Annotated in this window: 23 protein-coding genes; all 23 read left to right on the top strand. The window is 44.0% G+C overall.

Annotated elements, in window-relative coordinates:
- The first annotated feature begins 165 nt into the window (after window positions 1–165).
- The 23 genes from rimP to ACFQ0C_RS24995 all read left to right on the top strand — a co-directional run bounded on the left by rimP (window position 166) and on the right by ACFQ0C_RS24995 (window position 22702).
- Window positions 166–624 carry a ribosome maturation factor RimP gene (gene rimP / locus ACFQ0C_RS25105; RefSeq protein WP_379370651.1) on the top strand — a complete coding sequence of 153 codons (459 nt, stop codon included), beginning with the start codon at window positions 166–168 and terminating at the stop codon, window positions 622–624.
- 39 nt (window positions 625–663) lie between these two features.
- On the top strand, window positions 664–1761 hold the full coding sequence (gene nusA / locus ACFQ0C_RS25100; RefSeq protein WP_258212377.1) for a transcription termination factor NusA: 1098 nt from the start codon (window positions 664–666) through the stop codon (window positions 1759–1761).
- Between the two features lie 68 nt (window positions 1762–1829).
- Window positions 1830–2144 carry an RNase P modulator RnpM gene (gene rnpM / locus ACFQ0C_RS25095; RefSeq protein WP_258212376.1) on the top strand — a complete coding sequence of 105 codons (315 nt, stop codon included), beginning with the start codon at window positions 1830–1832 and terminating at the stop codon, window positions 2142–2144.
- On the top strand, window positions 2131–2460 hold the full coding sequence (locus tag ACFQ0C_RS25090; protein ID WP_258212375.1) for a YlxQ family RNA-binding protein: 330 nt from the start codon (window positions 2131–2133) through the stop codon (window positions 2458–2460). The genes rnpM and ACFQ0C_RS25090 overlap by 14 nt, the downstream gene beginning before the upstream one ends.
- A complete protein-coding gene (gene infB / locus ACFQ0C_RS25085) occupies window positions 2453–5344 on the top strand; it encodes a translation initiation factor IF-2 (protein ID WP_379370648.1) in 2892 nt (963 codons plus the stop codon). The genes ACFQ0C_RS25090 and infB overlap by 8 nt, the downstream gene beginning before the upstream one ends.
- Before the next feature lie 5 nt (window positions 5345–5349).
- On the top strand, window positions 5350–5706 hold the full coding sequence (rbfA, locus tag ACFQ0C_RS25080; protein WP_258212373.1) for a 30S ribosome-binding factor RbfA: 357 nt from the start codon (window positions 5350–5352) through the stop codon (window positions 5704–5706).
- Complete coding sequence (locus ACFQ0C_RS25075) at window positions 5703–6707, top strand: DHH family phosphoesterase (protein WP_379370645.1); 1005 nt, start codon at window positions 5703–5705, stop codon at window positions 6705–6707. The genes rbfA and ACFQ0C_RS25075 overlap by 4 nt, the downstream gene beginning before the upstream one ends.
- Window positions 6704–7627, top strand: a complete 924-nt coding sequence (gene truB, locus ACFQ0C_RS25070) for a tRNA pseudouridine(55) synthase TruB (RefSeq protein ID WP_379370643.1) — start codon at window positions 6704–6706, stop codon at window positions 7625–7627. The genes ACFQ0C_RS25075 and truB overlap by 4 nt, the downstream gene beginning before the upstream one ends.
- A gap of 42 nt (window positions 7628–7669) precedes the next feature.
- Window positions 7670–8608 carry a bifunctional riboflavin kinase/FAD synthetase gene (locus tag ACFQ0C_RS25065; RefSeq protein ID WP_379370641.1) on the top strand — a complete coding sequence of 313 codons (939 nt, stop codon included), beginning with the start codon at window positions 7670–7672 and terminating at the stop codon, window positions 8606–8608.
- Window positions 8609–8775: 167 nt separating this feature from the next.
- Window positions 8776–9045 carry a 30S ribosomal protein S15 gene (rpsO, locus tag ACFQ0C_RS25060; protein ID WP_258212369.1) on the top strand — a complete coding sequence of 90 codons (270 nt, stop codon included), beginning with the start codon at window positions 8776–8778 and terminating at the stop codon, window positions 9043–9045.
- Between the two features lie 266 nt (window positions 9046–9311).
- Complete coding sequence (pnp, locus tag ACFQ0C_RS25055) at window positions 9312–11414, top strand: polyribonucleotide nucleotidyltransferase (protein WP_379370639.1); 2103 nt, start codon at window positions 9312–9314, stop codon at window positions 11412–11414.
- A 125-nt stretch (window positions 11415–11539) separates the two neighbouring features.
- Complete coding sequence (locus tag ACFQ0C_RS25050) at window positions 11540–12583, top strand: polysaccharide deacetylase family protein (protein ID WP_379370636.1); 1044 nt, start codon at window positions 11540–11542, stop codon at window positions 12581–12583.
- Window positions 12584–12854: 271 nt separating this feature from the next.
- Complete coding sequence (locus tag ACFQ0C_RS25045) at window positions 12855–14105, top strand: M16 family metallopeptidase (RefSeq protein WP_379370634.1); 1251 nt, start codon at window positions 12855–12857, stop codon at window positions 14103–14105.
- Window positions 14098–14544 carry a dUTP diphosphatase gene (gene dut / locus ACFQ0C_RS25040; RefSeq protein WP_379370632.1) on the top strand — a complete coding sequence of 149 codons (447 nt, stop codon included), beginning with the start codon at window positions 14098–14100 and terminating at the stop codon, window positions 14542–14544. Before ACFQ0C_RS25045 ends, dut begins: the two co-directional genes overlap by 8 nt.
- A gap of 218 nt (window positions 14545–14762) precedes the next feature.
- Window positions 14763–15662 carry a dipicolinate synthase subunit DpsA gene (gene dpsA / locus ACFQ0C_RS25035; RefSeq protein WP_379370630.1) on the top strand — a complete coding sequence of 300 codons (900 nt, stop codon included), beginning with the start codon at window positions 14763–14765 and terminating at the stop codon, window positions 15660–15662.
- Entirely contained in the window at window positions 15659–16255 is a 597-nt protein-coding gene (locus tag ACFQ0C_RS25030) for a dipicolinate synthase subunit B (RefSeq protein ID WP_258212363.1), read from the top strand. The genes dpsA and ACFQ0C_RS25030 overlap by 4 nt, the downstream gene beginning before the upstream one ends.
- Window positions 16256–16286: 31 nt before the next feature.
- Complete coding sequence (locus ACFQ0C_RS25025; protein ID WP_379370627.1) at window positions 16287–17327, top strand: aspartate-semialdehyde dehydrogenase; 1041 nt, start codon at window positions 16287–16289, stop codon at window positions 17325–17327.
- Between the two features lie 36 nt (window positions 17328–17363).
- Window positions 17364–17564, top strand: coding sequence for a hypothetical protein (locus ACFQ0C_RS25020; RefSeq protein ID WP_379370625.1), 201 nt, complete (start codon window positions 17364–17366; stop codon window positions 17562–17564).
- Window positions 17561–18778, top strand: coding sequence for an aspartate kinase (gene dapG / locus ACFQ0C_RS25015; RefSeq protein ID WP_379370623.1), 1218 nt, complete (start codon window positions 17561–17563; stop codon window positions 18776–18778). Before ACFQ0C_RS25020 ends, dapG begins: the two co-directional genes overlap by 4 nt.
- Window positions 18779–18813: 35 nt before the next feature.
- Window positions 18814–19689 (top strand): 4-hydroxy-tetrahydrodipicolinate synthase, encoded by an 876-nt coding sequence (gene dapA, locus ACFQ0C_RS25010; RefSeq protein ID WP_379370621.1) that lies wholly within the window; start codon window positions 18814–18816, stop codon window positions 19687–19689.
- Between the two features lie 190 nt (window positions 19690–19879).
- Window positions 19880–21556, top strand: a complete 1677-nt coding sequence (locus ACFQ0C_RS25005) for a ribonuclease J (protein WP_379370619.1) — start codon at window positions 19880–19882, stop codon at window positions 21554–21556.
- Window positions 21557–21740: 184 nt separating this feature from the next.
- A complete protein-coding gene (locus ACFQ0C_RS25000) occupies window positions 21741–22484 on the top strand; it encodes a ClpP family protease (RefSeq protein ID WP_379370617.1) in 744 nt (247 codons plus the stop codon).
- A complete protein-coding gene (locus tag ACFQ0C_RS24995; protein WP_379370615.1) occupies window positions 22481–22702 on the top strand; it encodes a YlzJ-like family protein in 222 nt (73 codons plus the stop codon). Before ACFQ0C_RS25000 ends, ACFQ0C_RS24995 begins: the two co-directional genes overlap by 4 nt.
- Window positions 22703–22766 lie beyond the last annotated feature (64 nt).

The raw sequence follows: 22766 nt of genomic DNA, 5'->3' as shown, positions 1-22766 counted from the left end.
GGGGCAAGCACTCATCTTATTGCATACCTATAAGCCTTATGGTATAATCTTCTTTGGTAACAACGTAATAAGTTCCGATCTTAGAGAGTGGGGAAACCCACTCTTTACATTTTGTTATAGACATGAAAGCATTCGGCTTTCATTGACGATAGGAGGAAAAGCAGGTTGAGCGCGCAAATAAAATCCGTAGTAGAGTCGCTTCTCCAGACTTATATGGAAGAGAACGGATTTGAGCTGGTCGAAGTAGAGTATGTAAAGGAAGGCAGTAACTGGTTTTTGCGTGTGTATGTGGATAAGGAAGGCGGCATCGATATTGATGATTGCGGCCGTATTAGTGAATTTTTAAGTGAAAAATTAGACGAAGATGACCCTATTCCTACTGCCTATTTTTTAGAGGTTTCATCACCGGGTGCGGAACGTCCATTGAAGAAAGTGCAGGATTATTATAACGCTGTAGGCGAAAATGTATTTGTAACCACCTATGAGCCAATTAATGGATTGAAGGAATTCGAAGGCACGCTGCTGTCGTTTAATGAAGAAACCGTTGAAATAGAAATCGGCAAAAAGAAGCACGCAATCCCTTTTAACAAAGTGGCTGGTGCGAGATTGGCAATCGTATTTTAAATAAATAGTGGATTTTATGAGAGGGGGAACTCCGTTCAAATGAATACCGATTTTATTGATGCTCTGTCGGAAATCGAAAGGGAGAAAGGTATAGCCAAGGAAGTGCTGATCGATGCAATCGAAGCTGCGCTAATCTCTAGCTATAAACGTAATTTTAATACAGCCCAGAATGTCCGTGTCGACATTAATCGTCACACTGGATTGATCAAAGTATATGCACGCAAAACGGTTGTAGATGATGTATTGGATCCGCGTCTGGAAATTTCGGTGGAAGCTTCGCGTGAAATTAACGCCAACTACCAACTGAATGATATTGTCGAAATTGAGGTCACGCCACGCGACTTCGGACGGATCGCAGCACAAACAGCCAAGCAAGTAGTTACTCAACGCATACGTGAAGCGGAGCGCGGATTAATCTACAATGCTTTTGTTGATAAAGAAGAAGATATCGTTACAGGTATCGTTCAGCGTCAGGATTTGCGTAATATTTACATTGATTTGGGAAAAATTGAGGCAGCACTGCCGTTAACCGAATTGATGCCAACCGATAAATTTAAACAAGGCGATAGGGTTAAAGCCTACATAACCAAGGTTGAGAACACAACCAAGGGGCCACAAATTATTTTATCGCGTACGCATCCCGGTTTATTGAAGCGTCTTTTTGAGCTGGAAGTGCCAGAAATTTTCGATGGAGTTGTTGAAATTCGTTCCGTAGCCAGAGAAGCAGGATTCCGTTCAAAAATTGCCGTTCATTCCCGCAATGCAGAAGTAGATCCTGTTGGTTCATGTGTAGGCCCTAAAGGGATGCGCGTGCAAACCATTGTGAACGAGCTCAAGGGCGAAAAGATCGATATTGTGCGCTGGATCGAGCAAGTGGATGAGTATGTAGCCAATGCTTTGAGCCCATCGAAGGTACTGGAAGTTAATGTGTTCGAAAGCGAGAAAATGGCACGTGTAATCGTACCTGATTATCAGCTGTCGTTAGCCATTGGAATTAAGGGTCAAAATGCGCGGTTAGCCGCTAAATTGACGGGCTGGAAGATTGACATCAAGAGTGAAACTCAGGCTGAGCAAGAATATGGCCGCCCGAAAACATATAATGATGAGATGAATCAGGATTCAGTAAGCGTTGACTGAGTCCAGCAGCCGGTACAGGTAGTGGTGACAATATATACGCTGTGCGGTTGCACCGGAGGTGATCACGGATGAAGCAAAGAAAAATTCCTCTTCGCAAATGTGTTGCCTGTCAGCAAATGATGCCGAAAAGAGAATTGATCCGCGTTGTCAAAACGCCAAGTGACGAAATACTGATAGATTTAAGCGGTAAAAAAGCGGGGCGGGGTGCCTACCTTTGCGGGAAGTTGTCCTGTTTTAAGCTGGCTAAGAAGAGCAAGGCCTTGGACCGCGCATTGAAACAAACGGTAAGTGCAGACATCTACGATGCTTTGGAGCAAGACTTCATCAAAGTGGAAGATGAATTTATTGCCGGCAAGGAAGCAGCGGTGGATGATGAAGAATAACTTTTTTAATAATTTAGGCATGGCTATGAGAGCCGGCAAAATAACTACAGGTGAAGAAGCCGTTATCGATTCAGTTCGCAAGGGCGAAGCTAAGCTTGTCATTGTTGCTGAAGACGCTGCGGTCAATACAAGTAAAAAAGTGGGCGATAAATGCAATACCTATCGGGTTCCCCTACATCAGTACGGCAGCCGTGAACAGTTGGGAGCAAGCATCGGGAAGGAATCGCGAGTTGTTATAGCCGTGACCGATGCGGGGTTTGCGAAAATGCTGAAGAAAAGTCTGGAAAATCGTACGGAGGTGGACAGTATTGAGTAATCAAGACAACAATAAGGAAAAACTAAGAGTATACGAATATGCTAAGTCTTTAAATATGAGTAGCAAAGAGATTATAACAATATTAAAAAGACTAGGTATCCCGGTTAACAATCATATGAGCGTAATGGAGAATAATACAGTGGATAGTGTAGAGAAGTTTTTTAAAGACATTAAAGCAAATGCAGCTGCCAAACGCAGTTCAAGCGCGGTTAGTACAGTTGCCAAGGAAACGGCGCAGCAAGTAACGTCTCAGCCACAAGCACAAGCACCGGCATCAGCATCAGCACCGGCTCAGCCGCAGGTTCAGCAAGCAAAGCCGGAAGCAGAGAAGACAGTTCAAGCGGCTTCAACTCAAGCAGCAGCACCAAGTTCAGCTGCATCAGCACCAGCGCCAAGACCTGCTAGTTCCCAATCAACACAAGGCTCGAGTAATCAAACTGGCAGCAGCTCTCAAGGGCAGCAGCGTTCCGGCTATCAAGGCAATAGGCCTCAAGGCCAAGGTTCACAGCAAGGCGGCGGTTATCAACAGCGCAGCGGGCAACAAGGCAGCGGTCAAGGCGGCTACCAGCAGCGCAGTGGACAACAAGGCAGCGGTCAAGGCGGTTACCAGCAGCGCAGTGGACAACAAGGCAGCGGCCAAGGCGGCTACCAACAGCGCAGCGGTCAACCAAGCAGCGGTCAACAAGGAGGCCAAGGCGGAGGCTACCAGCAACGCAGCAGCCAGCCAAGCGGTGGTCAAAGTCGTCCAGGCGGCTATCAAGGTGGCCAAGGACAGCAAGCTAACCGTCCAAGCGGTACGACTGGCGGTAATGCCGGACGTCCTGGCGATCAAAGAGCGAGCCGTCCTCAAGGACAAGGCACCTTTGAACAGCGCAAGCCTTTTGAGCAAAGAGGAGCTGGAAGCTCTGGCCCGTTTAATAAGTCAGTAGGTGCCAGACCCGTTGACAACGATCAAGAAAATGCTGGTGGAGTAAACGGCAAGACGGCAAAGAAAACGAAGCCTAACGAAAAGCGTTTTGACGATAATAAATTCAGTTCATCCAGAGGTCCGCAAAACAATAGAGGCAATAACAAGGGCAATAACAGAGGCAGATATCAGCAAGAGACGGTTAAGAAAGAAAAGATCGATAATACACCTAAGAAAATTATTGTCCGCGGCACCATGACGGTAGGTGAAATGGCGAAGTCTCTTCATAAGGATGCTTCAGAAGTTATTAAGAAGCTGTTATTCCTTGGTGTTATGGCTACCATTAACCAAGAGCTTGATCTTGATGCCATTCAATTGCTTGCAAGCGACTATAAAGTAGAAGTAGAACTGAAAATTCCGGTCGAGGAAGATAAGTTCGAGCAATTCGAAGAAAAAGATGAAGAAGAGGATCTGTTTGAACGTCCACCGGTCGTAACGATCATGGGTCACGTCGATCATGGTAAAACGACATTGCTGGATGCTATCCGTAAAACAAGTGTTACGGAAGGCGAAGCAGGGGGAATTACCCAGCATATCGGTGCTTATCAAGTTGAAACTCATAACAAGAAAATCACTTTCCTTGATACACCTGGTCACGAAGCCTTTACTTCGATGCGTGCCCGTGGAGCTCAAGTAACGGATATTACGATAATTGTTGTTGCCGCTGACGATGGTGTTATGCCGCAAACGGTTGAAGCCATAGCCCATGCTAAGGCTGCCAAAGTGCCTATCATCGTTGCAGTTAACAAAGTAGATAAAGAGGGCGCTGATCCTGAGAAAATCAAACAGGCGCTAACCGAGTATGAGCTCGTTCCGGAAGAGTGGGGCGGAGACACAATATTCTGCAACATTTCCGCAAAACAACGTATCGGACTTGAGAATCTTTTGGATATGATTTTATTGGTAGCTGAGGTTCAAGAAATTAAAGCTAACCCTAATAAACGTGCCAGAGGAACCGTTATTGAGGCTGAGCTTGACAAAGGTAAAGGCCCAGTTGCCCGCGTCTTGATCCAGCATGGTACATTGAGAGTAGGCGACAGCTTCGTAGCTGGTGTTTGCTTCGGTCGTGTTCGTGCAATGGTTAATGATAAAGGCAAGAAATTAAAAGAAGCAGGCCCTTCGACTCCGGTTGAAATCACCGGTTTAACTGAGGTGCCGCAAGCTGGCGATCCGTTTATTTGCTTCGAGGATGAGCGTAAGGCGAGAGCAATTGCCGAAAAACGTGCAGTAACCTTGAGACAATCGGAGATGGGCGCGAATGTTCGCGTTACATTGGATGATTTGTATAAACATATCAAAGATGGTGAGATTAAAGATCTGAATGTTATCATCAAAGGTGATGTTCAAGGTTCAGTTGAAGCACTGCGCGGTTCCTTGGAGAAAATCGATATCGAAGGCGTACGTGTAAAAATTTTACATCATGGAGTTGGCGCTATTACCGAGTCGGACGTAATTCTGGCTTCTGCTTCAAACGCTATCGTCATCGGATTTAATGTTCGTCCTGAGCCGCAGGCTAAAAATACCGCTGATCAGGAAAAAGTGGATATTCGTTTGCATAGCATCATTTACAAAGTAATGGAAGAAATTGAACATGCTATGAAAGGGATGCTTGATCCAATCTATAAAGAAAATATTATTGGTCAGGCAGAAGTTCGTAATGTTTTCAAAGTTTCCAAAATCGGGGTTATTGCAGGTTGTATGATCACCTCCGGGAAAATTGCTCGTAACGCACAAATGCGCTTGATCCGCGCGGGTATTGTCGTATTTGAGGGTAATATTGACTCACTTAAACGGTTCAAGGACGATGCAAAAGAAGTATCACAAGGTTATGAGTGTGGTATATCTCTGGATAAATTCAACGATATTAAAGAGGGCGACATTATTGAAGCCTTCGTTATGGAAACTGTTGAGAGGTGATTTGAATGGCTCGAGTTCGAGTAGGTAGAGTCGGTGAGCAGATTAAGAAGGAATTGAGCCAAATTATTCAGTCAGAGATGAAGGATCCACGTATCGGTTTTATTACTGTAACCGGAGTTGACCTCACGAATGACTTATCTCAGGCCAAAATTTTTCTTAGCGTGCTGGGAACCGATGAGCAGAAGGAAGAAACATTGAAAGCATTAGGCCGCGGAAGCGGGTTTATCCGTTCAGAGATTGGTAAAAGAATTCGCTTGCGCAAAATTCCGGAATTGCTGTTCCGCTTTGACGCCTCCATTGATTATGGAACTAAGATCGAGCGTCTATTGGATCAAGTTAATGCGGAGAACGCAGGGTTATGACGGTATCGTCTCATTCTGAAGCTTACGCAGCCGAATTGGAAGCCGCAGCTCAGTTTATACTGACCCATGATGATTTCCTGGTAGCGTCTCACATCCAACCGGATGGGGACGCTGCCGGGTCAACATTTGCGGTTGCCTGGATATTAAGTGCTTTGGGCAAGCGGTTTACTTTAATTAATGAAGGACATATGCCTGATAAATTCATGTATATGGCAGCTGGTCGGCATTCTATAGTTAATTATGAAGCGAATCCTGCCGCGATAACTGCTTATCAAAATATCATTAGTGTGGATTGTGCGGATTATTCCAGAATCGGTAGCGTGCACAGAGTATTTACGGATGACGCCCAAATACTGAATATCGATCATCATTCAACCAACGACCGTTTTGGCAGCGTTAACTTAGTTATGGATAGTGCGGCAGCTACTGTCGAGATTCTGTATGATCTGGCTTTGCAATTGGATATTCCATTATCCCACGAGCTGAACGTATGTATATATTCAGGCTTGCTGACAGACACAGGCGGCTTTCGCTACGCCAACACATCTGCTAAGGTAATGAATATTGCTGCAGATATGCTGAAGCGGGGCGTTAAGGGTCATGAGCTGGCTGAGCATTTATTGGAGAAGCTTACTTATCCACAAATTTCTATAATCAAGAGCAGCTTGAATACATTGGCATTTGCTCACGGCAATCAAGTGGGCTGGCTTGCGGTTTCCCTGGAGGATTTGGTGAACAGCGGAGCATCAAGCGATGATCTGGACGGTCTCGTCAATTATCCTCGAAATGTCGAGGGTGTTGAAGTAGGCTTGCTTTTTAAGGAAAAAGCAGGTGGCGTCGTAAAGGTAAGCTTACGGTCTTCGGGTAAAGTGGATGTGGCGCAAGTCGCCAAAACATTCGGCGGTGGCGGTCATGTAAGAGCTGCAGGTTGTGCGATTTATGGTACTTTAGAGGAAGCTGTCCAACAGGTTGTTAAGGAAGTAGGGTTGGCACTGGCATGACAAAAGAAACATTCGAAGGGATACTACCCGTTTGGAAGCCCAAGGGGTTTACTTCCCACGATGTAGTAGCCAAGGTCCGGGGGATTCTCCGAATTAAGCGCATCGGCCATACAGGAACACTTGATCCTCAGGTAACGGGTGTACTTCCGTTGTGCATAGGGCGCGCTACACGCCTTGTGGAATATATTCAAGAGCTTCCTAAAGCCTATGAGGCTACTCTTAAGATTGGTATTGCTACGGACACCGAGGATGCAGGCGGAGAGATCATTGAGCGTGCCGATGAGGTTCGTCTTTCGCAAGCTCAAGTGGAGGAAGTCATCTCATCATTCGTAGGGGAGATTGAACAAGTCCCTCCAATGTACTCGGCTGTAAAGGTAGATGGCAAACGATTGTATGAGCTTGCACGTCAAGGGCTGGAAGTGGAACGTAAATCAAGGAAGGTAACCATCTACAAAATCGATATTTTGCAAATGGATCTAGATCTTCCATGTCCGGAAATCCGATTCCATGTACAATGTTCGAAAGGCACCTATATTCGAACTTTATGTGTAGATATCGGCAAGAAATTAGGCTATCCAGCTGTTATGTCGGATTTGGTTCGGACCTCTACTGGAAGCATCGGTCCTGAGCAATGTCTGACTTTGGAGCAGATTCAGCAGGAAATGATGCAAGGAACAATTGCAGAGAAACTGATCCCGGCACAAAGAGCATTAGCTCATTTACCTTCAGTCAATTTAACCGATGAACAAGCGCGTAGAGCGCTTCTCGGCCAAAAGGTTGTGTTTACACCTTCCGATGAGCAGCTTCAAGCAATTCATGACCGGATGCTTACCGCTTATTCCCCCAGTGCCCAATTTATTGGGATTTTTCAATGGGATTCCGGCAGCTCCGTGCTCCATCCTGTAAAAGTGTTCTCTTAGAATGTTATCGTCTCATAAGAATTGTAGGTGAACTTTGTATTTATGCAATCGCTAGAATTAGCATATCCTATAATATCACAAAGCAATCTCTCAGAAATGAGGCCGCAGGTACTCGCTATTGGAGATTTCGATGGTGTTCACTTGGGACATCAGGAGGTTATCAAGCGCGCCATTCATACTGCAGAAGGCTTGCATATACCCGCTTCTATCATGACGTTTCATCCACATCCCAGACAAGTGTTGGGCCAATGCAAATATGTCCAGCTTTTGACACCCGTGGAAGAAAAGAAAAGGCTTATGGAAGCATTAGGCGTAAATAATATGTACGTTGTGTCTTTCAATAATGAGCTGATGAAGGTTTCTCCTTCCGATTTTGTTGAAAACATGCTCATACCAATGAAAGTCAACACCGTAATTGTTGGGTTTGATTTTACCTTTGGTTATTTGGGGGCTGGTACTCCCGATACTTTATGCGAGCTGGCACAGGGACGGTTTGCCGTTGAAGTGATCCGACCGTTTCATCAAAATGGAAGCAAGGTCAGCAGCACATTGGTCCGTGAACATTTATTGTCAGGAAATCTCGAACGGGCGAACGCTTTATTGGGACGACCTTATTCGTTAAATGGGATCGTTGTACACGGAGACGGCAGAGGAAAAACGATCGGGTTTCCTACGGCCAATATTGATTTGCTTGATCCTTTCCTTATTCCTGCCTTAGGTGTGTACGCGGTTCGTGTTACCGTTGATGGACAAACCTATAACAGTGTGATGAATGTCGGAAAAAAGCCAACCTTTGAGACAAATCTCGAGCAGCCAACTTTGGAAGCGCATCTGTTTGAGTTCTCTCAGTCTATTTACGGTAATCAGGTGACTGTAGATTTCATTAGTTATCTTCGGCCGGAGCGCAAGTTTTCGGGAGTCGCTGAGCTGATAGCACAAATTCAAAGAGATGCAGAGCAGGCTAAGCTGCTGTTGGCGTAATATTATAGAAAATGACTAACTATTATTTTACTTTTACTAGCAACTTATGTTATAATCAACAACGTTGTCGTTAACGGCAGCATTAGAACCTTGGCATGGAGAATCGAGAACTCCGACGATCTCTGGGCCTTTGGGGATACCAAATCATTCATGGAGGTGACTCAATAATGGCATTGACACAAGAACGTAAACAAGAATTGATTCAAACGCACAAAACGCATGAGTCCGATACAGGTTCACCGGAAGTGCAAATTGCAATTCTTACAGAAAACATTGTAAACTTGACTGGCCATCTTAAGACTCACAAGAAGGATCATCATTCCCGTCGTGGTCTTTTGAAAATGGTAGGCCAACGCCGTAAACTGTTAGCTTATTTGAAAAACAAAGACGTTAGCCGCTACAGCGCTTTGATCGCTAAGCTGGGACTTCGTCGTTAATAGGATTAGCTGCAAAAGAGCAACCATGGTTGTCTGCTGTTCGGGTCCGGTTTGGGCCTGGACAACAGATAGCGAGGTTGCTTTTTCGTATGCATAACTTCGTTCTTTGTGGAATAGAGAGATTTATTTCGATTAAAGAAGGAAATACTGAGGATTATGCAGAAATGATATATAGATTAAATTTAGTAAAACCTAACATTCATTTTCCGAGGATGCTTATGAAGTAAGTTTCCTTATAATATTATGATAACTTTCAGGAGGTTTTTATGGAAAAAAGAGTGCAAATGGATTTAGGTGGACGTCCCTTAATTCTTGAAACGGGCCGTTTTGCCAAGCAAGCGAATGCCGCGGTAATGGTTCGCTATGGAGATACAGTAGTACTGTGTACGGTGACGGCTTCGACAGGACCAAAGGATCTGGATTTCTTTCCTTTAACTGTGAATTATGAGGAGCGCCTGTACGCGGTTGGGAAAATTCCGGGAGGTTTCATTAAACGGGAAGGTCGTCCAAGTCAAAAAGCGATATTGTCAAGCAGACTAACTGACCGGCCGATTCGTCCTTTATTTCCGGAAGGCTTCCGTAATGATGTACAAATCGTTTCCATCGTAATGAGCGTAGATCAAGAGTGTGCACCGGAAATTGCTGCTATGATTGGTACTTCTGCGGCGTTGAGCATTTCGGATGTTCCTTTTAATGGTCCGGTTGGCGGAGTTATCGTTGGGCGCGTGGATGGTCAATTTGTGATTAATCCAACGCTGGAGCAGGTTGATAAAAGTGATATCCATCTAGTTGTAGCCGGTACTAAAGATGCTATTATGATGGTTGAGGCAGGAGCTAATGAGGTTCCAGAAGAAGTTATGCTCGAAGCAATCATGTTCGGTCACGATGAAATCAAGAATATCGTTGCCATTCAAGAGCAGTTAGTTGCAGAGGCTGGCAAGCCTAAGATGGAAGTTAAATTACATACGGTAAATGAAGAAGTCAATCGCGATGTTCGAGCATTTGCGCAAGCCAGATTGGTTGAAGCTGTTAAAATTGCTGAGAAGCATGCTCGTCAAGATGCTATTGATGCGGTGAATGAAGAAACAGTTGAACATTTCAAAGGTGAGTATGCTGAAACACCAGAGAAATTGGCCGATGTAAAAGAAACGTTATATGATATTGTTAAAGAAGAAGTACGTAGACTCATTACTCACGATAAAGTAAGACCGGATGGACGTGGCTTAGACGAAATTCGTCCTATTGAATGCGACATTGATTTGCTGCCGCGCACACATGGCTCCGGATTGTTTACACGTGGACAAACACAGGCTCTCAGTATTTGTACGCTTGGAGCGCTTGGGGATGTGCAAATTTTGGACGGGCTTGACTTGGAAGAAACCAAACGGTTTATGCATCATTATAACTTCCCGCCGTTTAGTGTCGGCGAAGCAAGACCATTGCGTCCTCCAGGTCGCCGTGAAATTGGTCATGGAGCACTTGGCGAACGCGCTTTGGAGCCTGTTCTTCCTTCAGAGACGGATTTCCCTTATACGATTCGTCTTGTATCCGAAGTATTGGAATCTAACGGGTCCACATCACAAGCAAGTATTTGTGCCAGTACGCTTGCTATGATGGATGCAGGGGTGCCAATCAAATCGCCTGTTGCGGGTGTAGCTATGGGATTAATTAAAGATGGTGAGCATTTCTCCATCTTGAGTGATATTCAAGGTATGGAAGACCATCTCGGCGATATGGATTTCAAAGTAGCAGGTACAGCGGCTGGAGTTACAGCTTTGCAAATGGATATTAAAATCGACGGCATTGACCGTGCTATTTTAGGACAAGCGCTAGAGCAAGCGAAACAAGGCAGAATGCACATTTTAGGCAAAATGCTGGAGCGTATTCAACAACCTAAAGCTCAGCTTTCCAAATATGCGCCTAAAATTTTAACTATGCATATCAATCCGGACAAAATCCGTGATGTTATCGGTGCAGGCGGCAAAATTATTAATAAAATTATTGAAGAAACCGGCGTGAAAATCGATATCGAACAAGATGGCCGAGTATTTATTGCTTCCTCCAATCAAGAGATGAACGATAAAGCTCGTCAAATCATTGAAGGTATTGTTAAGGAAGTAGTTATAGGTGAGACGTATTTAGGTACAGTTAAACGCGTTGAGAAGTTTGGTGCATTTGTGGAGATTTTGCCTGGGAAAGAAGGATTAGTTCACATTTCTCAGCTATCTACAGAACGTGTAGCTAAAGTGGAAGATGTGGTTGCGGTTGGAGACACTATTACCGTTAAAGTAACCGAAATCGATCAACAGGGCCGCGTTAATCTTTCTCGTAAAGCCGTTCTTACTCCACAAGTACCAGCTCAATCATAATCGCTTTATTTCATAGTATTGCAACGACAAAGAGCCAGAGCATTCTGTCTCTTTTTGTTTTGGTCTAATCTTGTCCTTCGGTGCATATTTATGGGACAAACGATTCCATTGACAGGAGCAAGCTTATGAAACATGTTCAGGTGATAGTGATGACCTGTCTGTTTGCAACGGTCATGCTGGTGCTGCAGAGCTCAGAAAGTGTGCAAACCTTCATACAACAGGCCAAACAACATTCAACGAATGTACCTGCATCAAGTCCGTTTCATATGGATATTCCTTCTGCCATAAAGGCTAATGCGGGTTGGAGCAAGCTGCAGGATCAAACGGCAATGCTTCAGGAACAGATCATGTTGGAAGCTGAAAAACGTCGGATTGCCCCTATCAACGCACGTTTGGATAGAGTATGGAAGGCGATACCTGGCTACAATGGGGTGGAGGTTGACATAGAAAAGTCGCTTGCCCTCACACTTGAGCGGCAATCACCAGGTCAATTGCATTTAATCATGAGGGAGGTGCCGCCGGCCATCGGTTTGGATCAATTGGGATCACATCCTGTTTATAAGGGAAATCCAGAGAAACCCATGGTAGCACTGATGATCAACGTTGCATGGGGAGAACAGTTTTTACCCAAAATGCTTAGTATTCTGGAAAAAGAAAATGTCCGGGCGACCTTTTTCTTCGATGGAAGCTGGTTGAAAAAAAATGTTCCAACTGCACAAATTATTAAGGATAAAGGGCATGAGCTTTCCAATCATGCGTATTCCCATAAAAATATGAGTCAAATATCACGAGATCAAGCCTATCAAGAGATATACAAAACCCAGCAGCTGCTTGAAAAAGAACTGGGTGTAAACAATGTGTTGTTTGCCCCTCCTTCGGGCGATTTTAACCAAGCAACAGTCGACATTGCCCGTGAGCAAAAGCTAAGAACCATATTGTGGACGCTGGATACCGTAGATTGGCAAAAGCCAGCGCCTTCCACTATTGTGAATAAAATTTCTACAAGAGTAGAGCCGGGCTCATTAATTCTTATGCATCCGACGTCATCGTCAAGCGAAGCGTTAGAGCGGATGATTAAAGTGATCAAAAACAAAGGACTACAGCTTGGGACCGTAAGCGAGGTAATTTCCACAAACCGTGTTCCTAAAGTTGAGTCTGCTGAGCAATAATGGTAATATAAGAAAAGCTTCAGATCGAAGCAGTACAAAGAAGATACATTCGTGACTAGGCAGTTGCTTTTCTTGCAATATCAGAATGATTCAGCTTCGCTGAAAAAGCACATTCTGATATTTAAAGAAAAGCTTCAGATCGAAGCAGTACAAAGAAGATACATTCGTGTCTAAAAGCAGTTGCTTTTCTTGCAATATCAGAATGATTCAGCTTTGCTGAAAAAGTACATTCTGAAATACATAAAGAGATTTTCCGAGGAGGCTCCCTTCATTGAATAAATATACCTTGAACAATGGGCTGCGGGTCATCGTGGAACCTATTCCAACTTGCCGCTCCGTATCCTTTGGGATTTGGGTGAAAACAGGTTCCCGTAATGAGAGCAGAGAGATTAACGGCATTTCACATTTTATCGAGCACATGCTGTTCAAGGGGACGGATAAGTACTCCGCCAAGGATATAGCAGAATTGTTTGATGGCATTGGAGGCAATGTCAACGCATTTACGTCAAAAGAGTATACATGCTACTACGCCAAGGTGCTGGATGAGCATTTACCTATAGCGGTTGAGGCGCTGGCTGATATGTTCTTCCGTTCGACCTTCGATCCAACTGAACTTGAGAAAGAAAAGAATGTCATTTTCGAAGAGATATCCATGTATGAGGACACACCTGATGATATGGTTCATGATTTAATTGCTAAAGCAGCTTTTGAAGATCATTCTTTAGGTTATACAATCATTGGAACTGAGCAAAACCTGACGGCTATGGACTCAAATACACTGCGTCAGTACATGAAAGAGAAGTATAGTATTGAGAGCACGGTCATCGCTATTGCCGGCAATGTAGATGATTCCATTCTTGCTTTAATGGAACAGCATTTTGGAAGCTTTCAAAACAATGGTACTGAACAAACGTTCGCTGCACCTACTTTTTTCAGTAACCTGGAATACCATGAGAAGAAAACGGAGCAAAATCATATTTGTCTGTCATTGCCAGGTCTGTCTGCAAAAGATGATCGTTTATATGCAATGGTCTTGTTGAACAATGCTATCGGCGGCGGAATGAGTTCGCGATTATTCCAAGAAATTAGAGAAAAACGCGGCATGGCTTATTCAGTGTATTCCTACCACACGTCTTACCAGGATGGCGGTATGTTTACTATTTATACAGGCACAGCACCTAAGCAGACGGCGGATGTGCTGAAAGTAACTATGGAACTTTTGAGCGAACTTAAAAATGAAGGGCTCACTGCAAGCGAGCTTAGAAAAGGCAAGGAGCAGATGAAAGGCAGTCTGATCCTCAGTTTGGAGAGCACGAGCAGCCGGATGAACCGTTTGGGTAAAAACGAGCTGATGCTCGGCAAACATTATAGCTTGGATGAGATCATAGAACGTATTGAGAGTGTAGAACTCGATCATATTCAAGCGTTGACACAAGAGATGCTATCGACCCCTTTTGCACTAGCCATGGTGGGCCAAAAAGCAGATGTGATTGATGGCTTCAGGAGGGATCAACTTGTATAATGTTCAAATCAAGCGGCTGCCAGGAAATGAAGATATACAGCTGCCACAAAAAATGTCGCTTCTGGCAAGCGGCTTTGATCTCTATGCCGCTGTTACAGAATCAGTGGAATTGAATCCAGGTCAGCGAATGCTTATCCCGACTGGCTTCTCATTGGCAATGCCCTCCGAGCTGGAAGCACAGATTCGTCCTCGGAGCGGGCTAGCACTGAAGCATGGAATTACAGCTTTAAATTCACCGGGAACGATTGATGCGGATTATCGCGGCGAGGTCAAGGTGCTGCTTATCAATCACGGCTTGGAATCATTCATTATTAAAAGAAATGAGCGAATTGCCCAGATGGTATTCCAGGAGGTTCCTAAGGTTCAACTAATCGAGGTTGATGAACTTGAGGATACGGACCGTGGATCAGGTGGTTTCGGTCATACCGGTACTAAATAACAAAGCTTGCTTGAGAACATTTGTTGATCATTCAAGATAACTGAATATCTAATTAATTTTTGAGCACTTTTCTGTTTGCAGCAGCAAGCGGGAAGTGCTCTTTTTGTTTTTATCAATCAGTTGTTTGTGCAGCCGTTTCTTTGTCAAGCGAAGTAACCCATTATTGGGCGAGAGCATAGTATGAGTTATGGATTGCGATTAGAAAGAGGTGAGAATGAATGCTTACAGGAATTCAAGTGGCTTTGATCGGCGGCGATGCCAGGCAGCTTGAAGTCATTTATAAATGCTCCGAGCTGGATGCTTCCGTCATCTTGATCGGGTTTGATAATCTGCAAAATCAATTCAGCGGAATTACGAGATCCGAGCTGAGTCCTGAGGCTCTTGAAGGGCTTGATGCGGTGATTTTGCCAGCGGTAGGAACGGATGATCACGGTAATGTGGAAAGTATCTTTTCGACATCGGAGCTTCGCTTGACAGATGCACATATCCAAGCATTGCCCAAACACGCTAAAATTTTTACAGGAATGGCTAAACCTTACTTGCGCAATTTAGGTGCGAAGTATTCGATTCCAATTGTTGAGCTCTTCGATCGGGATGATGTGGCCATTTATAACTCTATTCCGACGGCAGAGGGTGCCATAATGATGGCGATTCAAAATACGGATTTTACCATACACGGCTCGCAATCTATGGTGCTCGGGTTTGGTAGAACGGGGATTACTTTGGCACGTACACTGCAAGGATTGGGGGCAAAGGTGAAGGTAGGCGTCAACAAACCCGAGTACTATGCGCGTGCTTGGGAGATGGGGTTTACACCCTTTTACACACAGGATTTACACAGCCAAACAGCTAATATTGACTTGCTTTTTAACACAATTCCGTCTATGATAGTCACAGCACAAATTATTGCCAATATTCCACATCGTGCAGTGATCATTGATTTGGCCTCTAAGCCAGGCGGAACGGATTTTCGTTTTGCAGAAAAAAGAGGAATCAAAGCGATGCTCGCTCCAGGACTCCCCGGAATTGTTGCGCCGAAAACAGCCGGTCGCATCATCGCTGATACCTTGAGTCGAATTATTCTTGAGGATGCAGGACAGAGGAGGAATGTGGAATGAATTGGCAGGGAAAGACAGTTGGTTTTGCTTTGACAGGGTCCCATTGTACGTTTGCTGAGACGATGCCGCAAATACAGCGATTTATCGACGCTGGAGCCCATGTGGTTCCTATCGTTTCTTATACAATACTTACTACGGATACGCGCTTCGGTACATCAGAAAATTGGCAGAAACAGTTGAAAGAGATTACAGGGAATGATATTATTTCTTCAATTGTTGATGCAGAGCCGTTAGGTCCGAGCAAATTGTTGGATGTGCTTGCAATAGCTCCATGTACAGGTAATACAACTAGTAAATTGGCTAATGCCATGACTGAAAGTCCGGTTTTGATGGCCGCTAAAGCACAGATGCGCAACCACCGTCCAGTGGTATTGGCAATTTCTACGAATGATGGTCTTGGTTTGAATGCAATGAATATTAGCAAGCTTTTAATTACCAAAAACATTTATTTTGTTCCGTTCGGTCAAGATGCACCTACGGCGAAGCCAAATTCCTTGGTTGCCCGTATGGACTTGATTATGGAAACCTGCGAAGCGGCCCTTCAAGGGAAACAGCTTCAACCTATGGTTATTGAACGGTTCAATTATCAATAATGATTACTTCGCATAGGGGAGAGACGAACAGATGTCGAATCAAAAATTATTCAATGTTGCTGTTGTTGGAGCAACAGGTGCTGTAGGAGAACAAATCTTACGTTTGTTAGAGGAACGCAATTTCCCCATTAATGAATTGAAGCTTTTATCTTCCGAGCGTTCCGCTGGAAGTAAACTGCAGTTTAAAGGCCAAGAGATAACTCTGGAAGCGGCAGCTCCTGATAGCTTCAAAGGCATTGATATAGCATTGTTCAGTGCTGGAGGCAGCGTAAGTTTGGAATTAATTCCTCACGCTATCAAACACGGTGCTGTATGTATCGATAATACGAGCGCATACCGGATGGATCCGGAAACTCCACTTGTCGTTCCTGAGGTTAATATTGATAAAATAAACGAGCATAAGGGAGTTATTGCAAATCCGAATTGCTCCACGATTCAAATGGTCGCAGCATTAAAGCCTTTATATGATCGTTACGGGATTTCACGCATTATCGTTTCCACATATCAGGCCGTTTCTGGTGCGGGAGCGCGTGCTATTGATGAAATGCTTCGCCAATCTCGTGAAATTTTAGAAGGCAATCCGGTTGAACCACAAATTTTGCCGGTTGGAGCTCTTCCAGTTAAACATCAAATAGCGTTTAATGCGATCCCTCAAATCGATAAGTTTACTGACAATGGCTTCACTTATGAAGAAATCAAAATGATCAATGAAACTAAAAAAATCATGGGCGATGATTCATTGGAAGTAACGGCTACATGCGTTCGCATACCTGTTATTTACGGTCACTCGGAGTCGGTTTATGTTGAATTAAAGCAGGATTTCGATGTTGAAGAAGTAAAGCAGCTGTTAGCAGATGCCCCTGGTATTGTACTTCAGGATAATCCTGCTGAACAACAATATCCGCTGGCTACTGATGCTGCCGGTAAATTGGAAACATTTGTAGGGCGGGTACGCCGGGATCTAAGTAATCCTAAAGCACTTAACATGTGGATTGTTTCGGATAATTTGTTAAAAGGCGCAGCTTGGAACGCTGTACAAATAGCGGAATATATCGCCATTGAACAGAAGTAATTACAAGTGGGCTTCCTGAGTAGGGAAGCCTGGCTTGTGTTTTTTGAAGCATACGCTTACGAAAGCCAAGTATATGCTTATGCAGTAAGCATCCTATGGATGTTCGAGATTGCGCTTACGAAGAAGGCTTTCTACGAAAGCCAAGAATATCCTTACGCAGTAAGCATCCTATGGATGCTCGAGATTACGCTTACGAAGAAGGCTTTCTACGAAAGCCCTCAGGAGGGACCCTCATGAAAATTCTGGTACAGAAATTCGGAGGCACGTCCCTTTCCACTGTCGAAGCAAGAGCACATGTCATAGAACACATTCAAGACGCATTAGCACTAAACTACAAGCTAGTTGTCGTAGTATCGGCTATGGGGAGAAGAGGCGAGCCCTATGCAACAGATACATTGCTTGATATGATAAGCAAGAATGGCAATCATTTGCCTGCCAGAGAGAAAGATATGCTGCTTTGCTGTGGGGAACTCATTTCTGCTGCGACGCTTTGCAGCTTACTTAATGCGCAGGGCATTACTGCAACCGTATTAAATGGAGCCCAGGCGGGTATAACGACCAATGACGATTTTGGAAATGCCCAAATTGTTTCTATTCAACCGCAGCGGATCTTGGATCTGTTAGATCAAGGAAAAGTAGTCATTGTTGCGGGATTTCAAGGCCAGACTAAAGGCAATGACTTTACGACTTTAGGCAGAGGTGGCAGCGATACTTCAGCTACAGCCTTAGGTGCTGCTCTGAAGGCAGAAATAGTTGATATTTTTACTGATGTAAACGGCATTTTGACGGCGGATCCTCGCATTGTGGAAGATGCTAGACGTTTGCCCATAGTAACGTATATGGAAATATGCAATATGGCTCATCACGGAGCCAAGGTGATACATCCTAGGGCTGTTGAGGTAGCGATGAATGCTATGATTCCTATTCGTGTCCGTTCAACCTTTAGTAAGGATCCTGGCACTTTAGTGACCGTTGCGGAAGCAATCCCAGGTGAAAAGGACAGGATTCAGGATCGAAGCGTTACAGGAATAGCCAGTTTTGAGCATATTACTCAAATACAAGTGAGTGCAGGAGAAGGCATATACGACCTGCAGCTGAAAGTTTTTAAAGCGATGGCTCAACATCATATTAGTATTGATTTTATTAATGTAAATCCTGCGGGAGTAGTTTACACGGTTTTTGATCACGAGGCCAAGAACGCTGTAAACATTTTAACTGAGCTTGGATATAAACCGAGTATCGCTTCGCATTGCGCCAAGGTTTCAATTATTGGTGGTGGAATGAACGGTGTCCCCGGCATTATGGCGCATATTGTCGAAGCGTTGACGGAGAAAGATATACAGATTTTGCAATCTGCGGATTCTAACACAACGATTTGGGTTCTTGTTCAAGGGCAGGATATGGCTGATGCGGTCCGCGCATTGCATAAGAAATTTCAATTATACCGATAAGTAAATTATTGATAAAAGAGTAGGAGGAGTTTGTCGTGGATTTCGGAAGACTGATTGCGGCAATGGTGACGCCTTTTGACGCCAATTTACAAATTGATTGGGATCAAACAGCAAAGCTGATAGATTATTTAATTGAGGAACAGGCCAACGACAGCTTGGTTATTTGTGGAACAACAGGAGAATCTCCAACACTTACAGAGGAAGAAAAGCTTCAGTTGTTCGCATTTGCTGTAAAGCATGCCAACGGGCGCTGCAAAATTATTGCGGGAACCGGAAGTAATGACACAGCCCATTCCATCCATTTATCCAGGGAAGCCGAGAAGCTGGGCGTGGATGCTCTTTTGCTTGTAGCTCCTTATTATAACCGCCCTTCTCAAGAAGGTTTATACCAGCACTATAAAGCGGTAGCCGAAGCCGTTACCATTCCTTGTATTTTGTATAATGTACCTGGTCGTACGGGGATCAACATTAATGTAGATACAACGATTCGTCTGTCACACATACCTAACATTGTGGCCACTAAAGATTGCGCTGATCTTGATCAGTTGACGCAAATTGTGAATGGAGCTGCTGAAGGCTTCCGGGTTTACAGCGGTGAAGATAATATGACATTGCCTGTTTTATCTATCGGGGCTTATGGCATTGTGAGTGTCGCCAGTCATGTGATTGGAAAAGATATGAAAAATATGATAAACTGTTACTTACAAGGGAATGTTCGCGAAGCGGCGCAAATTCATGCTAAACTCCATCCTATTTTTAAAGGATTGTTTGAATGTCCTCATCGCGTTCCTAATCCTACAGCAGTTAAACATGCCCTGAATGTGAAGGGGATGCAAGTAGGCGGATTACGATTGCCATTAATGAATGTTACCGAAGAAGAAGGACTATTCATAGCATCCTTGTTTGAATGAGTTTACTCAAAATCGGTGCGTTCTATAAGCATCGGTTTTATTTTTTTAGGGACAATAACGGTAGAAGTGACTACTTGTAATTGTAGTTTTTGATCGGGTATAATGGTGGCAAGTGACTGGTGCGGTTTTGGATTTGGTTAATGGTTCATATAAAATTCGTCGTCAAATTTAAATAGGAGGTATTTCTAAATTGTCTAAGAAAAATATAGATAAGCTTTCGATTTTTGCCCTGGGCGGCGTGGGTGAAATCGGAAAAAATATGTATGTCGTGCAATATGCTAACGATATTGTTGTTATTGATTGTGGTCTTAAGTTTCCTGAAGAGGACATGCTCGGAATTGACATTGTTATCCCTGATATCACTTACCTAACGGAAAATCGGGACAAAGTTAGAGGAATTATTATTACTCACGGACATGAGGATCACATCGGTGGACTTCCGTATGTATTGAAATTCCTCAACGTTCCTGTATACGGTACCAAGCTTACACTAGGATTGATTGAGACGAAGCTTAAGGAAGCCAATCTGCTGGGCGAGACGAAACGGATCTTGATTTCCTCAGAGACGGAATTGCCGCTTGGTTGCATGACGGCAACTTTCTTTAAAACTAATCACAGTATTCCTGATTCGGTTGGTGTATGCTTGGAAACTCCTGAAGGTAATGTTGTCCATACAGGTGACTTCAAATTCGACCAGACCCCTGTAAATGAACAATATGCAGATATACACCGTATGGCTGCAATCGGCAGCAAGGGTGTACTCGCTTTGTTATCTGACAGTACGAATGCAGAGCGTCCAGGTTATACAGGCTCTGAGAGAAGCGTTGGCACGGAGATTGAGGAAGTGTTCCGGAAAGCGAAACAGCGTGTTATTATTGCTACTTTTGCCTCCAATATCCATCGTATTCAACAGGTTATTGACGCAGCGGAAACAACTCGTAGAAAGCTTGTTGTTATAGGTCGCAGCATGGTTAATGTTGTATCTATCGCAAGCGAGCTTGGATATTTACGTATTCCAGACGGTATGCTAATCGAGCCTGAAGAAGTGAATAAAATGGCCGCAGACCGTGTTGCTATTTTATCCACAGGAAGTCAAGGCGAGCCAATGTCGGCTTTGACCCGTATGGCAAGATCTACACATCGCAAGGTTGATATTTTACCAGGGGATACAGTTATTATTGCAGCTACGCCTATTCCTGGTAATGAACGTTATGTCGGCAGAACCGTTGATGAATTGATGAGAATAGGAGCACACGTAATTTACGGTCCTGGATCCATTACAGGCGTACATGTATCCGGACACGGAAGTCAAGAAGAGCTCAAGCTTATGTTGAATTTAATGAAGCCTAAATATTTCATTCCGATTCATGGTGAGTACAGGATGCTTCGCCAGCACGGACAGCTAGCAGAATCCGTTGGGATCACAAAAGAGAATATTTTTATTGTCGATAATGGCGATACCGTGGAAGTTCTGGATGGCGTTGCTCGTAAAGGCTCGAAGGTAACTGCGGGTAATATCTTAATTGATGGTTTGGGCGTTGGGGATGTAGGCAATATTGTACTTCGGGACCGCAAGCTGCTGTCTCAGGATGGCATATTAGTTGTTGTGGTTACCTTAAGCAAACAAGACGGTGCTATTTTATCCGGGCCTGATATTATTTCCAGAGGTTTTGTATATGTAAGAGAATCCGAAGGCTTGCTGGATGAAGCTAACCGTATTGTAACCAACACTCTGAATCGTTTGATGAGTGAGAATGTAAATGAGTGGGCTTCATTAAAAACTCATGTGAAAGATGCACTTGGACGATTTTTATATGAACAAACCAGAAGAAGACCTATGATCCTTCCTATCATTATGGAAGTATGATCCAAAACCACCAGTCGAAAGCTTGAAACCTTAATAAATAGCTAATGTTATTAACCATTGATTCCGATAAAAGGAACCACCTTTAGGCGTTTTAGTCGCTGATAAGGTGGTTTTTTTGTATAATTTTGCACGATCAAACCATACTAGGGGAGATGAAAAAACGGATGAACAGGGGGAATTTATAATGACTGATATTAAACAGCAGGATCCACAACCTAACCAACCATTAACAGGTCCCGATGACAAAAGAAGCACGGTGGTTGACACGATACAGCAGCTGGGACAAACAGCTACTCCAGCAGGGGAATCGAACATATTTTGCATGACGATAATTGGACAGGTGGAAGGGCATTTGGTGCTGCCTCCACAAAACAAAACAACCAAATATGAGCATTTGATTCCACAGCTTGTGGCTGTTGAGCAAAACCCAAAAATTGAAGGGGTCTTTATTATATTGAATACGGTTGGCGGTGATGTAGAAGCAGGTTTAGCTATAGCCGAAATGATTGCTACTCTTTCTAAACCAACCGTTACACTTGTTCTTGGGGGAGGGCATTCCATTGGTGTTCCCATTGCTGTGTCCTCTAATTATTCTATAATTGCCGAGACGGCAACGATGACCATTCATCCTATCCGTCTAAATGGGCTTGTTATCGGCGTGCCGCAAACATTCGAGTATTTGGATAAAATGCAGGAGCGTGTCATTCGCTTTATTACCAGTCACTCACGCGTAACAGAGGAAAAGCTGAAGGAGTTAATGTTCAAAACAGGGGAGCTGACAAGGGATATAGGGACTACAGTTATTGGCATTGATGCGGTCAAATATGGCTTAATCAATGCAATCGGTGGAGTAGGCGACGCCATACGTGAATTAAACCGTCAGATTGAAGTGAGACGAAATGCGGGATCAGGAGGCATGGTACAATGATTCACTATACAGTGCTGCCTATGGAAGTCGTTATGGAGGGAATAGAAGAGATGGAGGCAACTAGTGTCGAAATAGTAATGAATGGAATTATGATGCAGGTTCAGCCTCTTAATTCAACTCAAGCAACGATTGTCCGAATTACGAGCTGTAACCCGCAAGATTATTTAAATCCGCAATATAGCCCGGGGCGTATAATTGAATTTCAGCCGGTTAGCTAGTTCAAAGGTCTGATTTTTTTAGCCTAGTTAAGTTGATCCCCAAAGTATGGTATAATTTTGAATT

The organism is Paenibacillus sp. GCM10027630, from assembly GCF_042676305.1.
Lineage (GTDB): Bacteria > Bacillota > Bacilli > Paenibacillales > NBRC-103111 > Paenibacillus_S.
This window is presented reverse-complemented; position numbering and strand designations above follow the sequence as displayed.